The organism is uncultured Treponema sp., assembly GCF_934725225.1.
GTDB lineage: Bacteria > Spirochaetota > Spirochaetia > Treponematales > Treponemataceae > Treponema_D.
Genome location: NZ_CAKVAM010000003.1, coordinates 286122 through 303782 on the forward strand (window position 1 = coordinate 286122; position 17661 = coordinate 303782).

17 protein-coding genes and 1 pseudogene are annotated in these 17661 nt (G+C 39.4%); 10 read left to right on the forward strand and 8 right to left on the reverse strand.

Going from position 1 to position 17661, the window contains the following annotated elements:
• The first annotated feature begins 2 nt into the window (after positions 1–2).
• A complete protein-coding gene (locus tag Q0H92_RS06260; RefSeq protein WP_296013007.1) occupies positions 3–1148 on the forward strand; it encodes an iron-containing alcohol dehydrogenase in 1146 nt (381 codons plus the stop codon).
• On the opposite strand, the gene Q0H92_RS06265 is transcribed toward Q0H92_RS06260, so the two are convergent.
• From Q0H92_RS06265 to tpiA, 7 genes are all read right to left on the reverse strand, one after another.
• A complete protein-coding gene (locus Q0H92_RS06265) occupies positions 1145–2434 on the reverse strand; it encodes an O-methyltransferase (protein ID WP_296013009.1) in 1290 nt (429 codons plus the stop codon). The two genes, Q0H92_RS06260 and Q0H92_RS06265, sit on opposite strands and share 4 nt — an antisense overlap.
• On the reverse strand, positions 2412–3344 hold the full coding sequence (prmC, locus tag Q0H92_RS06270; protein ID WP_296013010.1) for a peptide chain release factor N(5)-glutamine methyltransferase: 933 nt from the start codon (positions 3342–3344) through the stop codon (positions 2412–2414). Before prmC ends, Q0H92_RS06265 begins: the two co-directional genes overlap by 23 nt.
• An 11-nt stretch (positions 3345–3355) precedes the next feature.
• Positions 3356–4435 (reverse strand): peptide chain release factor 1, encoded by a 1080-nt coding sequence (prfA, locus tag Q0H92_RS06275; RefSeq protein ID WP_296013225.1) that lies wholly within the window; start codon positions 4433–4435, stop codon positions 3356–3358.
• A 77-nt stretch (positions 4436–4512) separates the two neighbouring features.
• Positions 4513–5847: an ASKHA domain-containing protein gene (locus tag Q0H92_RS06280; protein ID WP_296013011.1), complete on the reverse strand. Its 1335-nt coding sequence runs from the start codon at positions 5845–5847 to the stop codon at positions 4513–4515.
• The gene (locus Q0H92_RS06285; protein ID WP_296013013.1) at positions 5848–6411 is read right to left on the reverse strand and encodes a chromate transporter; all 564 of its coding nucleotides are present in this window, start codon (positions 6409–6411) and stop codon (positions 5848–5850) included. It lies immediately after the preceding gene.
• Positions 6408–6980: a chromate transporter gene (locus tag Q0H92_RS06290; protein WP_296013016.1), complete on the reverse strand. Its 573-nt coding sequence runs from the start codon at positions 6978–6980 to the stop codon at positions 6408–6410. Before Q0H92_RS06290 ends, Q0H92_RS06285 begins: the two co-directional genes overlap by 4 nt.
• Before the next feature lie 114 nt (positions 6981–7094).
• On the reverse strand, positions 7095–7844 hold the full coding sequence (gene tpiA / locus Q0H92_RS06295; protein WP_013701181.1) for a triose-phosphate isomerase: 750 nt from the start codon (positions 7842–7844) through the stop codon (positions 7095–7097).
• A gap of 145 nt (positions 7845–7989) precedes the next feature.
• On the opposite strand from tpiA, the gene Q0H92_RS06300 reads away from it, so the two are divergent.
• The 9 genes and pseudogenes from Q0H92_RS06300 to Q0H92_RS06340 all read left to right on the forward strand — a co-directional run bounded on the left by Q0H92_RS06300 (position 7990) and on the right by Q0H92_RS06340 (position 16153).
• Positions 7990–9129, forward strand: a complete 1140-nt coding sequence (locus Q0H92_RS06300) for an FIST N-terminal domain-containing protein (protein ID WP_296013018.1) — start codon at positions 7990–7992, stop codon at positions 9127–9129.
• A 1-nt stretch (position 9130) separates the two neighbouring features.
• A complete protein-coding gene (locus Q0H92_RS06305) occupies positions 9131–10018 on the forward strand; it encodes a methyl-accepting chemotaxis protein (RefSeq protein ID WP_296013020.1) in 888 nt (295 codons plus the stop codon).
• A gap of 233 nt (positions 10019–10251) precedes the next feature.
• Positions 10252–11619 (forward strand): extracellular solute-binding protein, encoded by a 1368-nt coding sequence (locus tag Q0H92_RS06310; RefSeq protein ID WP_296013022.1) that lies wholly within the window; start codon positions 10252–10254, stop codon positions 11617–11619.
• Positions 11620–11728: 109 nt separating this feature from the next.
• The gene (locus Q0H92_RS06315) at positions 11729–12643 is read left to right on the forward strand and encodes a sugar ABC transporter permease (RefSeq protein ID WP_296013023.1); all 915 of its coding nucleotides are present in this window, start codon (positions 11729–11731) and stop codon (positions 12641–12643) included.
• 50 nt (positions 12644–12693) lie between these two features.
• Positions 12694–13056: a hypothetical protein gene (locus Q0H92_RS06320; RefSeq protein WP_296013025.1), complete on the forward strand. Its 363-nt coding sequence runs from the start codon at positions 12694–12696 to the stop codon at positions 13054–13056.
• Between the two features lie 57 nt (positions 13057–13113).
• The gene (locus tag Q0H92_RS06325; RefSeq protein WP_296013027.1) at positions 13114–13722 is read left to right on the forward strand and encodes a carbohydrate ABC transporter permease; all 609 of its coding nucleotides are present in this window, start codon (positions 13114–13116) and stop codon (positions 13720–13722) included.
• Between the two features lie 77 nt (positions 13723–13799).
• Positions 13800–14858: pseudogene (locus tag Q0H92_RS06330) on the forward strand (glucosylceramidase); the annotation flags it as partial.
• Positions 14859–14900: 42 nt separating this feature from the next.
• Positions 14901–15119 carry a glycoside hydrolase family 30 beta sandwich domain-containing protein gene (locus Q0H92_RS06335; RefSeq protein WP_365920767.1) on the forward strand — a complete coding sequence of 73 codons (219 nt, stop codon included), beginning with the start codon at positions 14901–14903 and terminating at the stop codon, positions 15117–15119.
• Between the two features lie 8 nt (positions 15120–15127).
• The gene (locus Q0H92_RS06340) at positions 15128–16153 is read left to right on the forward strand and encodes a LacI family DNA-binding transcriptional regulator (RefSeq protein ID WP_296013031.1); all 1026 of its coding nucleotides are present in this window, start codon (positions 15128–15130) and stop codon (positions 16151–16153) included.
• 64 nt (positions 16154–16217) lie between these two features.
• On the opposite strand, the gene Q0H92_RS06345 is transcribed toward Q0H92_RS06340, so the two are convergent.
• Complete coding sequence (locus Q0H92_RS06345) at positions 16218–17582, reverse strand: argininosuccinate synthase (RefSeq protein ID WP_296013033.1); 1365 nt, start codon at positions 17580–17582, stop codon at positions 16218–16220.
• Positions 17583–17661: the final 79 nt, after the last annotated feature.

The following is a 17661-nucleotide window of genomic DNA, read 5'->3' on the forward strand; positions in this document are numbered from 1 at the left end:
AAATGTCGAATCAAATTGTCACAACAGGAATTTCATTTTTCGGAGCAGACACTTTAAAAAATTTCAATGAAGAAATAAAAAATAACGGTTTTCAAAGAATTTTTATCATAGCAAACCCCGAATTTCAAAGCGCATTAAAAAAAATTTCCTCAATGCTTGCAAAAAACAAAATCGTATACAGCATTTTTGACAGAGTAAGCCAGGCCGCTTCTCTTTCCGACACAAGAGCCGCACTGAACGCAGCAAAAACACTCAGGGCTGACGCAGTAATTTCCGTAGGCTCAAAATCAGTTTCAGATATTGCAAAAGCTGTGTCGCTTCTTCTTTCAAATCCTGAAATTTCAGATCCAAGAAAATTGGAAGGAAAAGCAAAATCAAAAAACAAAGCAATCCCGCTTTACATGTTTTTTACTTCAATCGGAAACGCCTGGGACTCTAGCCACGTTTTTATTTTAGAAGACGAATCGCAGCGGAAAAAAATTGAATGCGCAGACACAAATACAATTCCAAAAGCATTTTTTTTCGACACAGAGTTTGCTTCCGTTGCGGACAAAAATAATTTTTCAGTTTTAGCCGCCGCGCTTTTGGCTTCTTCAATTGAATCATTCATCTGCAAATCTTCATGGGATTTAAGTGAATTTTTCGCATTAAAGGCAATAAAATTGATTTCTGAAAATGCGCTTTCAGCCTCGAAAGGAAATTCAAAGGCAATAGAAAATATGCTTTACGCGCAATATTACGCTGGCATAGCTGTTGCAAACGGAGGCGCGGCATTTGCAACAGCGTCAGCACTTTCATTGGAAGCAGCATTAGGCATTTCTTTTTCAAAAGCAATAGTTCCAATTTTCAAAGAAACAATGGAATTCAATGCGGCTTCGACAGGACAAAAATACAAAGACATTGCAGTAAACATGGGAGCAAAAATTTCATCCTCGGCTTCTCCAGAATCATTTAGAAAAACCGCAATAAATTCTGTTGAGAAATTTTTCAAAGAACTTTCTGTAGCAAAAAAAGTTGAAGAAGTAAAAATTTCAAAGGAAGACATTTCGTTTATTCAGGAAAATATTTTAAAAAATAAATATACAGAACTGAATCCAAAAACCGTAACAAAAAAGAAAATTGCGGATGTTTTAAAATTGATTTCCTAAAAAATATCGGAAAAACAATTTTCGCATTCATTGAAAACTTCGATAAAAGGCAGCAAATTTTCTTTATCAATTTTCATTTTTATTAAATAATCTTCTGGTTTTAAAATTGAATTTTCAATTTTCGTTTTTGATAAAATATAAAAACTTCTGGCAATGTCAAACTCTTTCGGACCTTTGCAAGACAAAATAAAATTTGAAGCAAACCAATTTTTATTTTCATCAATCAAAATATTTTCCGGGCAAAAATTTCCGTGGCAAAAAAAGTTTCCTTCTGGAAGTTTTTTCAGTTTTCTTATCACAGAAGAATTTTCTTTTGAATTTCCGCCTAAAACAAAAAGCAGAAGTTCTTTATAGCTTGTAAGATTTTCCGCATTCAAACTCAAAAGTTTTTTATGGAGCAAAGTAAATTTTTCGGAAAAAATACTTTTATCAGTTTCATTCAAAATCCGAGATGGAAATTTTTCATCATCATTTTTAAAAACAATTCCAAAGCAGCCGTTTATTTTCAGAAAATCACAAGGCATAAAATTTAAAATATTTTGATTATAAGCGAACTGTGAATTTCTAAAATCCATCAATGCAAATTCTTTTGAAATATTTTCATTGAAAAGTTTTAAAATCCGCTTTTGGTCGATTTTAAAAATCTTAAAATATTTTTTTTCTTCAAGAAAATTTTCGCCTGAAATAAAATTTGAATAATCAGCTTTAAATTTGCTGACAGAAATTCCGTCGCCAGTTTTATAAAATTCAGTTGTAAACTCTGTGTTTTCTTTTAAAAAATTCACATAGCGTTTTATTTTTCTAACAAGTTTTTTTGTGCTATAGCTTTTGGTTAAATTCTGATTTTCAACAATTCCATGAAAGAGCAAATTGTCGCTAATGATTGCGCCTTCTGAATTTAAATTCGGCTTGAACTTTTCAAAAAATTTTTCGTACTGAGCTTTTGCCGCGTCAATAAAAATCAAATCAAATTTTTCATTTATATCGCAAGACAAGGCATCGTTGTTTATAATTTTTATTCTGTTTTTTAAACCGCATTTTTCCACATTTTGAATCGCCTGAATAGTGCGGTCAATGTCGATTTCAATTGTCGTAACTTTTATATTTTCATCAACAAGTGCAAACTGAATGGCAGAATACCCAACAGCAGTTCCAATTTCCAAAACTGATTTCACGTTATGGCTTTTTATAAAACTGCAAATAAATTCAGAAGTTGCATCCTGCATAATGGGAACATTGTTTTTATGCGCAAGAGATTTTATTTCAAGCAAGAATTCCGCTGACATTTCTAAACTGCCCTTCCAAGTCTTTATAAATTTTTACGTCTTTGAATCCTGAATCTTCCATTATTTTTTTTGTTTGCAAAGCATTGTATTCGCCAGTTTCCAAAATCAGAATTCCGCCCGGATTCAAAAAATCAACTGACTGAAAAATCAAGTTGCGTATAATTTCAAGTCCGTCGTCAAGGTTTGTGAGATTTCCATTCAAATCAATATCGCCGCACAACGCAAGAGACGGCTCGCTTCTTCCGTCTTTTAAAAGCTCAACAGTTTGAGAATACGGAATGTATGGCGGATTAGAAACAATGACATCAAAAAGTCCGTTTCTGCTTTGCCCTAAATTTTCAAAAAGATTGCTTTGAACAAAAACAGTTTTTTCAAAAGCGAACTTGCTAAGCAAACGCAATGAATTTTTTTTTGCAATGTCAAGAGTTTTTTTGCTTATGTCTGCAAAAACAATTTTTGGAAGCAATGATTTTGGAATAATTTTTTTTTCCTCGATAAATTTTAAAATGCTGATTCCAACACAGCCGCTTCCAGAACACATATCGCAGACAGAAAGAATTTTACAATCTGAAGATGCATGAAATTTTTCTTCAATAAAATTAACAGCATTTTCCACAAGCAGTTCTGTGTCCGGCTTGGGAATAAGAACACTTTGGTCAACTTCAAAATCATATCCAAAAAATTCTTTTATTCCTGTAATATATGCAACAGGCAAGCCAGTTTTTCTTTTTTCAATTGAAGAACAAAAAAGATTTTTTTGCGGCTCAGAAAGTTCCGTTTCAGAATGAAAAAGAATAAAAGTCTGATTGCATTTTAAAATCCATTTTAAAATAACATCAGCATCAAGAAGAGGACTTGGGCTGGATTTTAATTCTGATAATGCAAACTTTCTGGCTTGGCTTATTGTCATGTTTTTAAATTTCAACTTACAAGATCAGAACTGTCTTTTAACTGCTCCTCTTTTGCATAGACATTCAGCGCATCAAGCATTTCATCCATGTTGCCCATCATAAATGAAGGCAAATTGTGCAAGCTCAAATTTATGCGGTGGTCTGTAACTCTGTCCTGCGGAAAATTATAAGTGCGGATTTTTTCACTGCGGGCGCCGCTTCCAACCATGCTTTTTCTTGCATCCGCGCGCTCTGACTGACGCTTGCTTTCTTCAAGATCGAAAAGACGTGCACGCAAAACTCTAAATGCCTTGTCTTTGTTTTTATGCTGGCTTTTTTCATCCTGCTGGATAACAACAATTCCAGTAGGAATGTGAGTCAAACGGACTGCGGAATCTGTTGTGTTAACGCACTGACCGCCTGGACCGCCCGCACGCATAACGTCAACGCGGACATCTTCCGGACGAATTTGAATTTCAGTTTCTTCTGCTTCCGGCAAAACAGCGACAGTTACAGTCGAAGTCTGAAGACGTCCCTGGCTTTCTGTGGCAGGAACACGCTGAACACGGTGAACTCCGCTTTCCCATCTTAAAGTTCCATAAACAAATTTTCCAGCAATAGATGTTACAATTTTATTAAATCCGCCAACCGCAGTTTCCTGAGCTTCCATCGTTTCAGTTTTCCAGCCTTTGCGTTCTGCAAGATGCATATACATTTCCCACAAATCACGGACAAACAAGCTAGCTTCGTCTCCACCGGCGGCACTGCGAATTTCAAGAATAATATTTTTTTCATCAAGAGGATCCGGCGGAATCAGCTTAAGTTTTATTTCTTCTTCCAGCTTAGGCTTTTTTTCTTCAAGTTCTTTCAGTTCTTCTCTTGCAAGCTCTTTCATGTCGCGGTCTTCCTCTTCAGTTATGAGGACAGTCGCATCTTCAATTCCTTTTAAAACTTTTTTGTATTCATCGTAAAGCGACATAAGTTCTGTAAGCTGCTGATGCTCACGCATTGTTTCTTTGTATTTTTTTTGATCCTTAATTAAAGAGGCATCTCCAACAAGTTCTGAAACCACAGTGTAACGTGCAGAAAGATCTTCAAGTTTTTTTATCAAGTCCATAGTCTATAAAATATATCGAGTTTCTGTGAAAAAAGCAATGAACCGCGAAATTTGAAATGCGGCAAAAATGTTTATTTAAAATTCAAATTTTTTATATAAAGACTTTCAAAAGATTTATCTTGCGCAAGATCTACGTGAATTGATTTTTCTGCAAGTTCGCAAGCGGATTTTCTTAAATCCAAATTTAAAAGCAAAAATGAAGCACCGCAAAGAGAAGCATTTCCAGCAGCAAAAGTTTTTTCAGAAAGAAAATTTGGAATCATTTTTACATTGCAGGCATCTTTTATATCAAGAAGCGAACCAAAGCCGCCAACCAAATAAAGTGTTCCAGATTTACATTTTGATTTTTCAGAAAGAATTTCAAGCCCAGTTAAAATAGCTGACTTTGCAAGCTGAAAATTTCTTATATCTTTTTGGCAAATATAAATTTCATCTTGAAGAATGATTTTTTCTTTTCCTGAAACAAATGCGCCAAAAGAATCAATTATTCCGCTTTTTAAAAATTCTGAAACTGCGCTTAAAATTCCAGTTCCACAAATTCCAATCGCCTTGACATTTCCAAGCACAAAACATTTTATTTCATTGTTTTTAAGAACTTCAATTTTTGCAATCGCACCTTCTTGCGCAGGAATTCCGCAGACAATTCCATATCCTTCAAACGCAGGTCCGGCTGAAGTTGACGCGCAAAAAATTTTATCCAACTCCGCAGAATAAACGCAAAGCTCGCAGTTTGTTCCAATGTCAGCAAGAAATTTATTTCCGCCTTTTTCTAAAAATCCGCAGGCAATCATCGCGCAAACAGTGTCGCCGCCAACAAAAGATTCAACCGCAGGAGCAAAATAAAATTCACAGTCAGACGGAATGTTTTCAAAATTTTCAAGTTCATATGCCTGAACTGAAAATCCGAATTTGCTTGGAAGCGAAAAAGGAAACTGTGCAAGTGAAGCCGCTGAAATTCCAAGAACAAAAGATTCCATTGCTGTGTTTCCGGAAATCACAATGCGCTTTAACACTGCCCGTCCGCGGCGATTTTCAACAAAAAAATTTTGAGATGAAAGAATCAGTTTTTTTGAAATTCTTTCTATTTGAGATAAAATTGATTTATGAAGTTTTTGCAAACCAGATGGTGAACTTGAAAATAAAATTCTTGAAACAACATCGCTTCCAAATTCAACCTGAGAATTTTCTTCGCCGACAGAAGAAACAAGGATTCCGTCTTTTAGCGTAAAAAGATTTGCGGCTATAGAAGTTGTTCCAATGTCAAAGGCAATTCCAACAAAATTCAGCGGAAGAGAATTGTCGCCTTTTAAATTTTCAAGACCAGAGAAATCGGCAAGAACAGAAATATTTTTTTTTGTTTCCGAGCCTTCACATAAACCGCAATGCCGGCAAACTGAACAAATCACTTAAAAAAATACAACTCCAAAAATCGCGCCAAAAGCAACAACCACAACAGGGTGAACTTTTGTTTTAAATAGCACAACAAGTGAAACTGCAAAAATCACAAGAGCCGGCAAATTGAAAATCTGCAAAAATCCAAATTCAGAATTTTGAGAGCTTAAGTTTAAAATTGCCAACGTAAAAACCTGAACAAGAACGCACAAAACAAGTCCGCTTGTAACAGGCCGCAAAGTTTTAAATATTGATTTTACCAAAGGCTTTTCCTGAAACTTTGAAAAAAACTTTGCAATCAAAATAATTGTAACAATCGATGGGAGAACTTCGCCAATCGTCGCAATGATTCCGCCGGGAACTCCATAAAGCTCAGTTCCAATATAAGTCGCAATGTTTATTCCAATCGGTCCGGGCGTGCTTTCGCTGATTGCAAGCATATTGTAAAATTTTTCCGCAGAAATAAGTCCGTACTGATTTACAAGAACATTTTGCATAAACGACGCCGCAACAAGTCCGCCGCCAACTGCAAAAAATCCAATATACATGAAAACAAAAAACAACTGCAAAAGACTCATTTTTGAATTCCTTCACCTGAATTAAATTTCTTTGAAACTGCAAATGCAACTGCGCCAATAAAAGCCGCGCTCAAAATAACTAAAACTGTATGCGCATGGAAAAAATAAATTGAAGCAAACGAAGCAAAAAACAGCAAAACGCTCCAAAGACTTTTTAAATTTTTTTTGCACAGATTAAAAACAGCGTAAGTAAGCAAAGCCGCAACCGCCGCATTGATTCCCTTCATCGCTTTTTGAACCCAGCCGATTTGCTCAAAGTTCGAAATAAATTTTGCGATTATAGTTATTATGATTACGGAAGGCGTTATCATTCCAAGCGTCGCAAAAATTCCGCCGATAGTTCCAGCGCGTTTATGGCCAACAAAAGTCGCCACGTTTACTGCAATTATTCCCGGAGTTGTCTGGGCAATCGAATAGTAATCAAGAATTTCATCCATGGAAACCCAGTTTTTTTCGTTAATCAGGACACGCTCCAAAAGCGGAAGCATTGTAAGTCCGCCGCCAAAAGTTACAATTCCGATTTTAAAAAAAGTAATAAACAAATCAACAAGTTCTTTGAACAAAGCCATAACGTTTTAATAATATAAAAATAAATGGGAAGTAGCAAGAAAAAAAATTGACATAAAAAAAACTGCCCTTTTGCTTTTTACAGCAACAGGACAGCTTTTAAAGTGCAGAAAAAATTAGCACTCGCAGATTGGAACAAATGTTTCAGCTTTCAAAGAAGCACCGCCAATCAAGCCGCCGTCAATATCAGGCTGGGCAAGAAGTTCCGGAGCATTTGAAGCTTTCATTGAACCGCCGTACTGAATAATAACTTCATCGGCAACTTTCTGATTGTAAAGCTTTGCAATGTATCCGCGGACAAATTTGTGGATTGCCTCGGCATCTTCTGGAGTTGCAGTTTTTCCAGTTCCGATTGCCCAAACAGGCTCGTAAGCGATTGTAACACGTTTCATCTGCTCTTCTGTTACGCCAGCCAAATCAGCAGAAAGCTGGAATGCGCAAACCTGCTCTGCGTTTCCTGCTTCACGGTCAGCAAGAAGCTCACCGATGCAAAGGTCAACTTCCAAGCCTTCATTTAAAGCGCGGCGAACTTTTTTGTTGATAAGCTCATCAGACTCACCGATTTCGTGGCGGCGTTCTGAATGTCCAAGAATTACACACTGAACACCAAGATCCTTGAGCATTTCTGTTGAAACTTCGCCTGTGTGAGCTCCGTTTGCAGTTGCAGCGCAATCCTGGGCAGCAAGAATAATGTTTGAGCCTTTTACAACCTGACTTACAGCATCAAGGTAAACAAAAGGAACACCAATCATGAATTTGTTTGTCTTTCCTTTCAATGCGGAAACCAAATCCGATGCAAGTTTTACAGCTTCCGCTTTGGAAGTGTTCATTTTCCAGTTTCCGGCGATATAATGAGTACGTGCCATAACCAAACTCCTGTCTAAAATTTAATGACAATAATTTTACACCAACAAAGAACTAAAATCAATTGCAATAAAGAAAAGTACATTTACAGCATCAGAAGAACAGTGCTATAATGGGGTATCCTAAAATCAGATATTGGAGCGCATAATGAAACAGGAAATTGTTTTCAGCGGGCAGGCAGACGCGGAAAGCGCCGTGCAGGAGTTGGTCAGAAAGCTGAAAAATCCGCCGGAAAGATACAACGCGGTGCTTTTCTTCGCGTCATCGGACTATGACTTTGAAATTCTTTCAACCTTGCTGCATGAAAAATTCAGCGGAGCGCAGGTTGTAGGAACAACAACTTCGGGTGAAATCTCAAGGCAGGGATTCACGAGCCGTTCGATAGTTCTGACCGCGCTCTCATGCGACAGGACAAAATTTTCAGGCGTTGTGTTCGACGGAGTTGACAAGTTTCCAATCGTGCATAAAAAGGAGCTTGAGGATGCGGCGGCAAAAATCGGAATAAGATGCGCGGATTCCACATCGCACAGGAACGCGTTCGCCATAACTTTCGTAAACGGACTTTGCAACGCGGAGGAAGCCCTCCTCTCATTTTTCTATGCGGTCATAAAAAACGACGACTTCATGATAGCAGGCGGTTCAGCCGGAGACTACCTTAAATTCAAGCGGACATTCGTAAGCTGCAACGGAAAAGTCGTTTCTGACGGAGCCGCCATTCTTTTTGTGAAGACTCCGCTTCCGTTCTTCATCCAGAAGGAAAACATTTTCAAGCCGTCAGGAAAGCGCACAAAAATCACCCAGGCGGACACTTACATAAGAAAAATAATCTCGCTTGACGGAATCAATCCGCGCAGGCGTTATGCGGAGCTTCTAGGAATTCCTGAATCCAAGGCTGACTCTGCGGCTCTCACAAATCCGTTCGGAAGGGTTTTCGGCGGACACACTTTCATCTCGTCAATCGCGGGCTTCAATCCGGACGGAACAATAAACATGTACTCGCGCGTCCTTGCGAATTCGACTGTCGAGCTGATGGAGCTTGTCCCGATCAGGGAAAAAATCGAGGAGTCTCTGAATTCCGCGCTCAAGGAAATTCCGCATCCGGGCTGCATAATCCTTGTAAACTGCATTCTTCGCACGATAATCTTCCAGCAGCAGGGAATCTGCGACCAGATTTGCAGGCTTTACGACTCGCACGGACTTGACTTCGCCGGATTCTCAAGCTACGGAGAGCAAATCGGGCGCATAAATTCAAACCAGACTTTGGTCAGCATCATAATCGGAGAATAACATGGACAGAATGACAGCGATAAACGGCGGAAAGGAACTTGCGAAAATCCTGATGGACTGCTGCGCGAAAAACGCGGCGGGAAATTCCGGAGCGCAGGACTACATAGACAGAATGGCGAACAACTCCGGGGCGGACAACGAAGAAGACAGCGCGCTCAGGGAACTTTCTGATTCAGGCGACAAACTTTCAGAAAATGCCGGAGAACTGATTGAGAATTTCAAGCGGAATGCGGAAGGCAACGGACAGATTTTCAAGGCGTTCGAGAATTTCAGTCAGGACGTTGACAAAGTTTCCAAGAACAACAACAGCCTCAAGTCAAGCATAGACAACTTCGGCGAGCAGATTCACAAAATCATGAAGCACATGGACGACATCTCAGAAATTTCCGAGCGGACAAATCTTCTCTCGTTCAACGCGTCAATTGAGGCGGCCCATGCAGGAAGCGCTGGCGTCGGATTCAGAATCATTGCAAACGAAGTCAAGAAACTTTCAGAGAACACGAAAAAAGCTTCGGATGAGATTACAAAAATGGTCGGCGCGCTTCAAGACAAGCTGGAGCAGCTTTCAGAACAAAGCAGGCAGAATTCACAGCTTCTCGCCTCTTTGGTAGATTCAACCAGCAAATCAAAAAAAATCGTTTCGCAGATGAGCGCGGAAACAGACGAAAATTCCCAATATGCGCAGAACATGCTTGAACTGATTGAGCAAAACCGCAAAAGCATAGATTCCGTTCTGCAGAGCGTAAAAAAACGCAACATCGAGCAGCTCAAGGAATTCGCGGACAACGCCTCGCAGAACCTGATTCTCTTCAACGACATAATCTCCTTTTCAATCGAAATCGACCAGATTTTCAAGTACCTTGAGTCGCAGGAACATTCAGCGCAATAAAAGCGGAAACTATAACTTCAATTCCCGGAGCATTTTTTATGTTCCGGGAATTTTTTTTCTTGCAAATTAAATTCTTGAAAAAATTTATATTTTTTGTTTGACAAATAGAAAAAGTGGGTTTACTCTAAATATAATGTTTTCGCAAACATTCAAATATCAGTATTCCTCCTAATTTTTATAAAACTGTTGTTAAAAATGTTTGCGTAAACAAATCTAACTTTATGGGGTATTTTATGAAAAGACTCACACTCACCGCAGTTGCAGCCCTCGCAGCAGCAACATTATTCTTCGGCTGTGCAAAAAAGCAGGACGATCGTGTAAAAATCCGCTGGTTTGTAGGACTTGGAGCAGGTTCTGATGAGCCGACTTACGCGCCGCAAAAAGCCGTTGTTGATGCGTTCAACAAGTCTCAGGATGAAATTGAGCTTGTGCTTGAAATTGTAGACAACGATCAGGCGTACCAGACGCTTGCAACACAGATTTCAGGCGGAAATGCTCCGGATGTTGTAGGACCAGTTGGAATCCGCGGAAGAGACAGCTTTAAAGGTGCTTGGCTTGACCTTGATCCGCTAGTTAAGGAAAACAAATTCGACTTGAGTCAGTTTGACAAATCAATGGTTGAATTTTACCGCGATCCGCAGGAAGGACTTATCGGTTTGCCGTTTGGAATTTATCCGTCATATCTTTATGTGAACAAAGAACTTTTTGAAGAGGCCGGACTTCCGCTTCCTCCAAAAAATTACGGCGAAAAATACATCGATGAAAACGGAAAAGAGCAGACATGGGATTTTGACTGCCTAAAAAAACTCGCCTGCAAACTTACAGTTGATGCAAACGGAAACGATGCGACAAGCAAAAATTTCGATCCGCAGAATATTGTGCAGTGGGGATTCGGAATTGTATGGGGCGATGCGCGCGGATACGGAAGTTTATTCGAGCCAAACACTTTTGTAAAAGACGGCGGAAAAACTGCGCAGATTCCTTCATCATGGCTTGACGCCTGGAAGTGGACTTACGACGGAATGTGGAAGTCAAACTTTATTCCTACAGCGGCTTATGGAGATTCAGACATTCTTTCAAACGGAAGCTGGGGCGAATCTGGAAAAATTGCAATGTTCCAGTGCCACCTCTGGTATTCAGGATATGCAAAAATGGACTACGACTGGGACGTTTATCCAATGCCTTCATACAAAGGAAAAACAACTGCAAAAATGCACGCCGATACATTTGAAATTCCAAAAGGCTCAAAACATCCAGAAGAAGCATTCAAAGTTCTTTCTTATCTTGTAACAACAGCTTCAAAAGACTTGCTGAATATTTACGGCGGAATGCCAGCTCAGAAAAATTTGCAAAAACCTTTCCTTGACGACTTCTTTAAGACAAGATACCCGCACGTAAATGTAAACACTCAAGTTATCGTAGACAGCATTGAATACGCAGACAATCCGAATCACGAAAGCTGGATGCCGTCATTCCAGGAAAGCTCAACAGCATATTCAGAATTCTGGGACAAGCTCAAGAACAATCCGGGACTTGATGTTGAAAAGGAATCTGAAATCCTTAGAGAAAAACTTCAGAATATTTTTTCAAACGTAAAATAAAAACAAGTTTCAAAAATCAGTTGACGATTGAAGCTTGACAAGCAGCTGCCAGAAGAATGTGTTTTTTGGCAGTTGCTTTTAAAACTGAACACACAAGAAGGATGTTTTTATGAAGACAAAATTTTTCCTAAAAAGACAGCAGTTTTGGGGATTTATTTTCATTGCTCCCTGGCTAATCGGATTCCTTGTATTTTACGCAGGACCGATGGTTGTTTCGCTTATATATTCATTTTTGGACTATAATCTAATTCAGCCGGAACTCACAAAATTTGTTGGCATCGGAAACTGGAAACGCGCCATTGTGGAAGACAAACAGATTCTTATGTCAATCTATAGAATTTTGGAATACACAATTATTTCACTTCCGCTTAGCCTTGTATTTTCTTTATTCGCAGCTGTTCTTCTTAACAACAAATATCTTCTTGGAAAAAAACTTTTCCGCGCGCTTTACTACATTCCAACGATGGTTCCCCTTGTTGCGACAGTAATTATATGGAAAGGAATTCTCAACGAACAGACAGGCTGGATAAATCTTATGATAAAAGGAACTGTTGGTGGCGAAGGATTAAGATGGCTTGCAAGCACAAAGCTTGTTTACATATCTTACGCATTCATAGGACTTTGGGGAGTCGGAAACACAATTGTAATACTTCTTGCAGGACTTCAAGGAATTCCACAGTCGCTTTACGAAGCTTCATACATTGACGGAGCAAACGGCTGGCAACGCATGATCCGCATTACAATTCCGATGATAACGCCAATTCTTTTCTACAATATAATAACTGGAGTTGTCGGAATGATGCAGTACTTCTTAGTTCCGATGGTAATAAACCAAGGAAGCGGCTATCCAGAAGGAATGACAAACTTTCCGATGGTTTTGTTCTACAGACACGCATTTTCATATTTCAACATGGGATACGCGGCTGTAATCGCCTGGTTTATTTTTGTTCTCGGACTTGTATTCACACTGATTTTATTTGGAACTTCAAAAAGCTGGGTTTTCTACGCGGACAGCAAAAACTAAATCGTTTACAAAAAAAGTAAAATCATAACGCAATTTTTACGGAGCATTATATGACAACAAAAATTACAAATAAAAACATACTTATCACGGGACTTGTTCTTCTTGTAGCCTTTGTTTACATCCTTCCATTGTTCTACGGAATTTCTGTATCGCTGAAAACAAAAGAGCAACTGTCTTCTCTGAACCAATCTCCGCTTCCAATGAAGCCCAAGACTTTTGAATACAACGGAAAAAAACTTGAAGTGTTTCTCGTTCCTATAAACGAAGAACGCACAAAAGAAATGGCGGCGTTTCAAAAAGGAAGAGACGGCTGCGTATTCATTGACATAGGCAGCGTTTCAAATGAAAAATACAACTGGAGCGGTCAGTGGCGCACACTCGAAAAAGCATGGGAAATTTCACCTAAGTGGTAAAACTTCTTAACCGCTTGGAAAGCCGTAAACTTTCCGCAGCTTTTCAAAAACACGCTCATGTACGCAGTCATATCAACAATCGGAGCAGTTTTCTCTGCCTTCTTTGTAGCCTACGGATTTGCACGTTACGATTTCCCCGGAAAGAAAATTCTGTTCATCATTCTTATAGCGACAATCGTTCTTCCAAGCGCAGTAACTTTGATTCCGCAGTACACGATGTTCTACAAGCTCGGCTGGATTGGAACATGGCTTCCGCTTATCGTGCCGCACTTCTTCGGAAACGCATTCAACATTTTTCTTCTTAGACAATTCATTATGGGAATTCCGCGCGAAATGGATGAAGCCGCTTGCGTAGACGGAGCAGGACCAATCCGCACATTGTTCCAGATAATTCTTCCGCAGGCAATTCCGTCTGTAATTTCAGTTGCATTGTTCCACTTCTTCTTTGCCTGGAACGACTTCTTCAATCCGCTTATCTATCTTGCAGGAAAGCCGGAAAAACAGCCTATCACTGTCGGACTTTCAAGATTCAGTGGAATGTATTCAACAGAAAGCAACCTTATTCAGGCGGCGAGCCTTTTAGCATGCGTTGTTCCGTTTGCAATTTTCTTTATCGCGCAGAAATTCTTTATCAACGGAGTTCAAACTTCAGGAGTTGAAAAATAATTATGGAAATCTCAAAAATTTTTGAAACAGCGAAAGACACAGACAATAGAATCTCAAGCATAAATCCTAATGAACGCATGAAAGAAACAAAAGGACCTTGCGCAACTATAAATATTCATCCGCAAAAAACTGCTCAAACATTCAAGGGCTTTGGAGGAGCGGCAACTGAATCAGCCGGATACGTTTTGTCTTTTTTAGATGAAAAAAAACAGCAGGAACTTGTAGCACTTTACTACGGAAACAAAAACAGCAACCAGTATTCTTTTGTGCGCACTCACATGAACTCCTGCGACTTTTCACTTGAAAACTGGGCGTGTGTTCCAGAAAAAGATGAAACGCTTGAATCATTTTCAATGGAGCGCACAGACAAATACATAACTCCTCTTTAAAAAAAAATCTACAGCGGACTTACAGAGCAAGGAAAAAACTGTGGCACAATGGTTTCTACATGGTCGCCTCCAGCCTGGATGAAAGACAACAACAACATGAACTATGGCGGTCATCTTCTGCCTGAATACAGAGAAGTCTGGGCAAAACACTTTTTAAAGTTCTTTGATGAGCTGAAAAAACGCGGAGCGAAAATAGACTACGTTTCAATTCAAAACGAACCAGCCGCAACGCAAACTTGGGATTCATGCTTATGGACAGCGGAAGAAGAAGGAGAATTCGCAACAGTTCATCTTGGTCCGCTTCTTGAAAAAAACGGATACAGCAAGACAAAAATTCTTGTCTGGGATCATAACCGGGATCTTGCCTGGGAAAGATTTTCCGCATCAATGAAGGCAAAAAACGCAGACAAATACATTTCAGGAATTGCCTATCACTGGTACACATGAGATCAGTTTGAAAATATAAAAAAGATTGCAGAATATTTTCCAAGCAAAGAAATTGTTTTTTCTGAAGGCTGCGTAGAAAACGGAGCTAGAAATGGAAAATGGTTTACCGGGGAACGGTATGCACACAATATAATAAACGACTTGAACAGCGGCTGCTCATTATGGTTTGACTGGAATTTATTTCTTGACATTGATGGCGGACCGAATCACGTTGGAAACAACTGCGATGCTCCGATTTTAATAAATACAAAAACTGGTGAATATGCAGTGCAAAGTTCTTATTACTATATAGGACATTTCAGCAGATTCATAAAGTCTGGCGCAACAAGAGTTGAAAGTAGCTTGCTTCCGTGCGCAGTTCCTTCAGCAAGCGACGGACAAATGGGAAACACATTTGAATGCACATCGTTCAAAAATCCAGACGGAAAAATTGCGCTTGCAATTTGCAACAGAAACGAAGAAGCCGTAAGTTTCAAACTTGAATGTGATTCATGTCAAACAAGCAACGCTCCCCTTTTCTGCCCAGCTCATGCTATCCAAACAATTTTGATTGATATATAATTAAAATCATGGTTACGCAAAAAGATGTAGCAAAATACGCCGGTGTTTCTTTTATTACAGTCTCACGAGTTGTAAACAAAGAGCCAAATGTAAAAGAAGAAACCCGGAAAAAAGTTGAGCAGGCAATAAAAGAAATCGGATACTTTCCCGGATTCGCAGGAAAAGCACTTAACAGCGGCCGTTGCAATACAATCGCAATTTTGACTCCAATCAACTTCAATGTAGTTTCCCGCTCTGAATATCTTCTGGGAGTCATTTCAGGAATTCAGGATGTTTGCAGAAAAAATGAAACAGACATCCTGCTTATTCCTTTTTCAGAAGATGATAAAAACTTTGACTTTTTGCGTCCGTTCCGCCAAAGAAAAATTGACGGAAGCATTTTCGTTGGACTAAAGCAAATGCCAAAAAATGTCATTGAAGAAATCAAGCTTAGAAAACTTCCGTGCGTAATCGTCGGCGACAGAAAAGTGGACGAATCATTTTCCTGGGTTGACACAGACAATGAAAAAGCCGGTTACGAAGCCACAAAGCGGATTTGGGAAAAGGGCCACAGAAAAATTGCTTTTTACGGCGTGCTGAATTCAATATACAACAAAAATATTTCCGACAGAGAAAAAGGATTCAGAAGAGCGATTCTTGAACTTTCAGGAAAACCAGTTTCGGAAGAATATGTTTTTAGAAGTTCTTACGACCAGAAATCCGCCGCAGAAAATTTCCTGCCTTTTTTCAACCTAAAGGAAAAGCCAACCGCAATGTTCTGCTCCACAGACAATCACATTCCGCCGGTTATATGCGAGCTTTCAAAACACGGAATAAAAGTTCCAGATGAGTTTTCTATTGTTGGCTTCGACGGAATTTTTCAAGACCAGATGTTCTACAATTTTTCAATTGCAACAAATGTTCAGCCTTTTTCTATAATGGGAAAACGCGCCGCAGAAATTCTCTTTGGCTACATAAACAAAACCTCCGTTGAAATCGTACAAGAAGAAGTTCCTGTTCAATTCCAAGACGGAGGCTCGCTAAAACAGATTTAAGTTGAATCAAAAATACAATGCAAAACATTTTATTTATGTTCGCATTGTATCTTTCAAAAACAGTTTACTCTGTCGGGCGTTTCTTAAGTTTTTTGCTTTTAAGAACTGCCTGACCTTCTCCAACCTGCTGCTCCATCATAGCACGGACTTTCAAAGGCAAGCCAAACAAAGTAATAAAGCCCTGCGCATCTTTGTGGTCATACAATTCACCAGTCTTGAACGAAGCAATGCTTTCATTGTACAAGCTGTATTTTGAATAAGAGCCAGCTCCGCGGATTGCGCCTTTGCACAACTTGAGTTTTACCCAGCCAGTAACAGTTTCTTCTGTCTTGTCAACAAACGCCATGCAAGCATCAAACAAAGTTGTAAACCATTTTCCATCGTAGATAAGTTCTGCAACTTTTATAGAAAGCTGCTGCTTGTAATGGTATGTGTCGCGGTCCAAGCAAAGGTGCTCAAGCATTCTGTGCGCAAAGTAAAGAATTGCTCCGCCTGGAGTTTCGTAAACACCGCGGCTCTTCATTCCTACACAGCGGTTTTCGCAGATGTCAACAAGACCGATTCCGTTTCTTCCGCCGATTTTATTAAGTTCAAGAAGAAGTTTAAGGGCATCCATTTTTTTGCCGTTAACCGCAACTGGAATTCCTTTTTCAAAATCAATCTTAACATATTCACCGGCAGCAGGAGCTTCTTCAGGCACAACTGTATTTTTAAGCATGTGCTTGTAGTTAGGCTCGTTTTCTGTTTTTTCAAGTTCAAGACCTTCATGGCTCAAGTGCCAGATATTTTCATCGCGGCTGTAAGACTGATCCTTTTTCATCGGAACTTCAAGCTTGCGCTCTTCAAGATATTTGATTTCAGCTTCGCGGCTGTCCATGTTCCATTTTGGATCACGCCAGGCGGCAATAACTTTCAAGTCCGGAGCAAAAGCCTTGATTGCAAGCTCAAAGCGAACCTGGTCATTTCCCTTTCCAGTTGCTCCATGGCAAATTGCAACAGCTTTTTCCTGACGAGCATATTCAACAAGAATTTTTCCAATAAGAGGACGCGCAGTAGAAGTTCCAAGAAGATATTCATCTTCATAAATTGCATTTGCCTTCAAAGCCGGCCAAACGTATTCTTCAATATATTCCTGACGGGCATCTACAACATAGCAAGCAGAAGCTCCAGTTTTCAAAGCGCGGGATTTTATAGCTTTCCAGTCATCGCCCTGTCCAACATCAATGCAGACAGCAATAACATCATAGTCATAGTTTTCTTTGAGCCATGGAATGATAACAGTTGTATCAAGACCGCCTGAATAAGCCAAGACAACCTTGTCCTTTTTTGATGCCGCAGATTTTGCAACTTTTGTTGTTGCCTTTACAGCTTTTTTCGCAGTGGATTTTACAGCCTTTGCTGCTTCAGAAACTTTTTCTTTAACTGCCATAACAACGCCTCTTATAAAGAATTTTTCAGTAACTTTATTTTCAGTTGAACAACTTTCAAACAAAATTACTGTATGCATA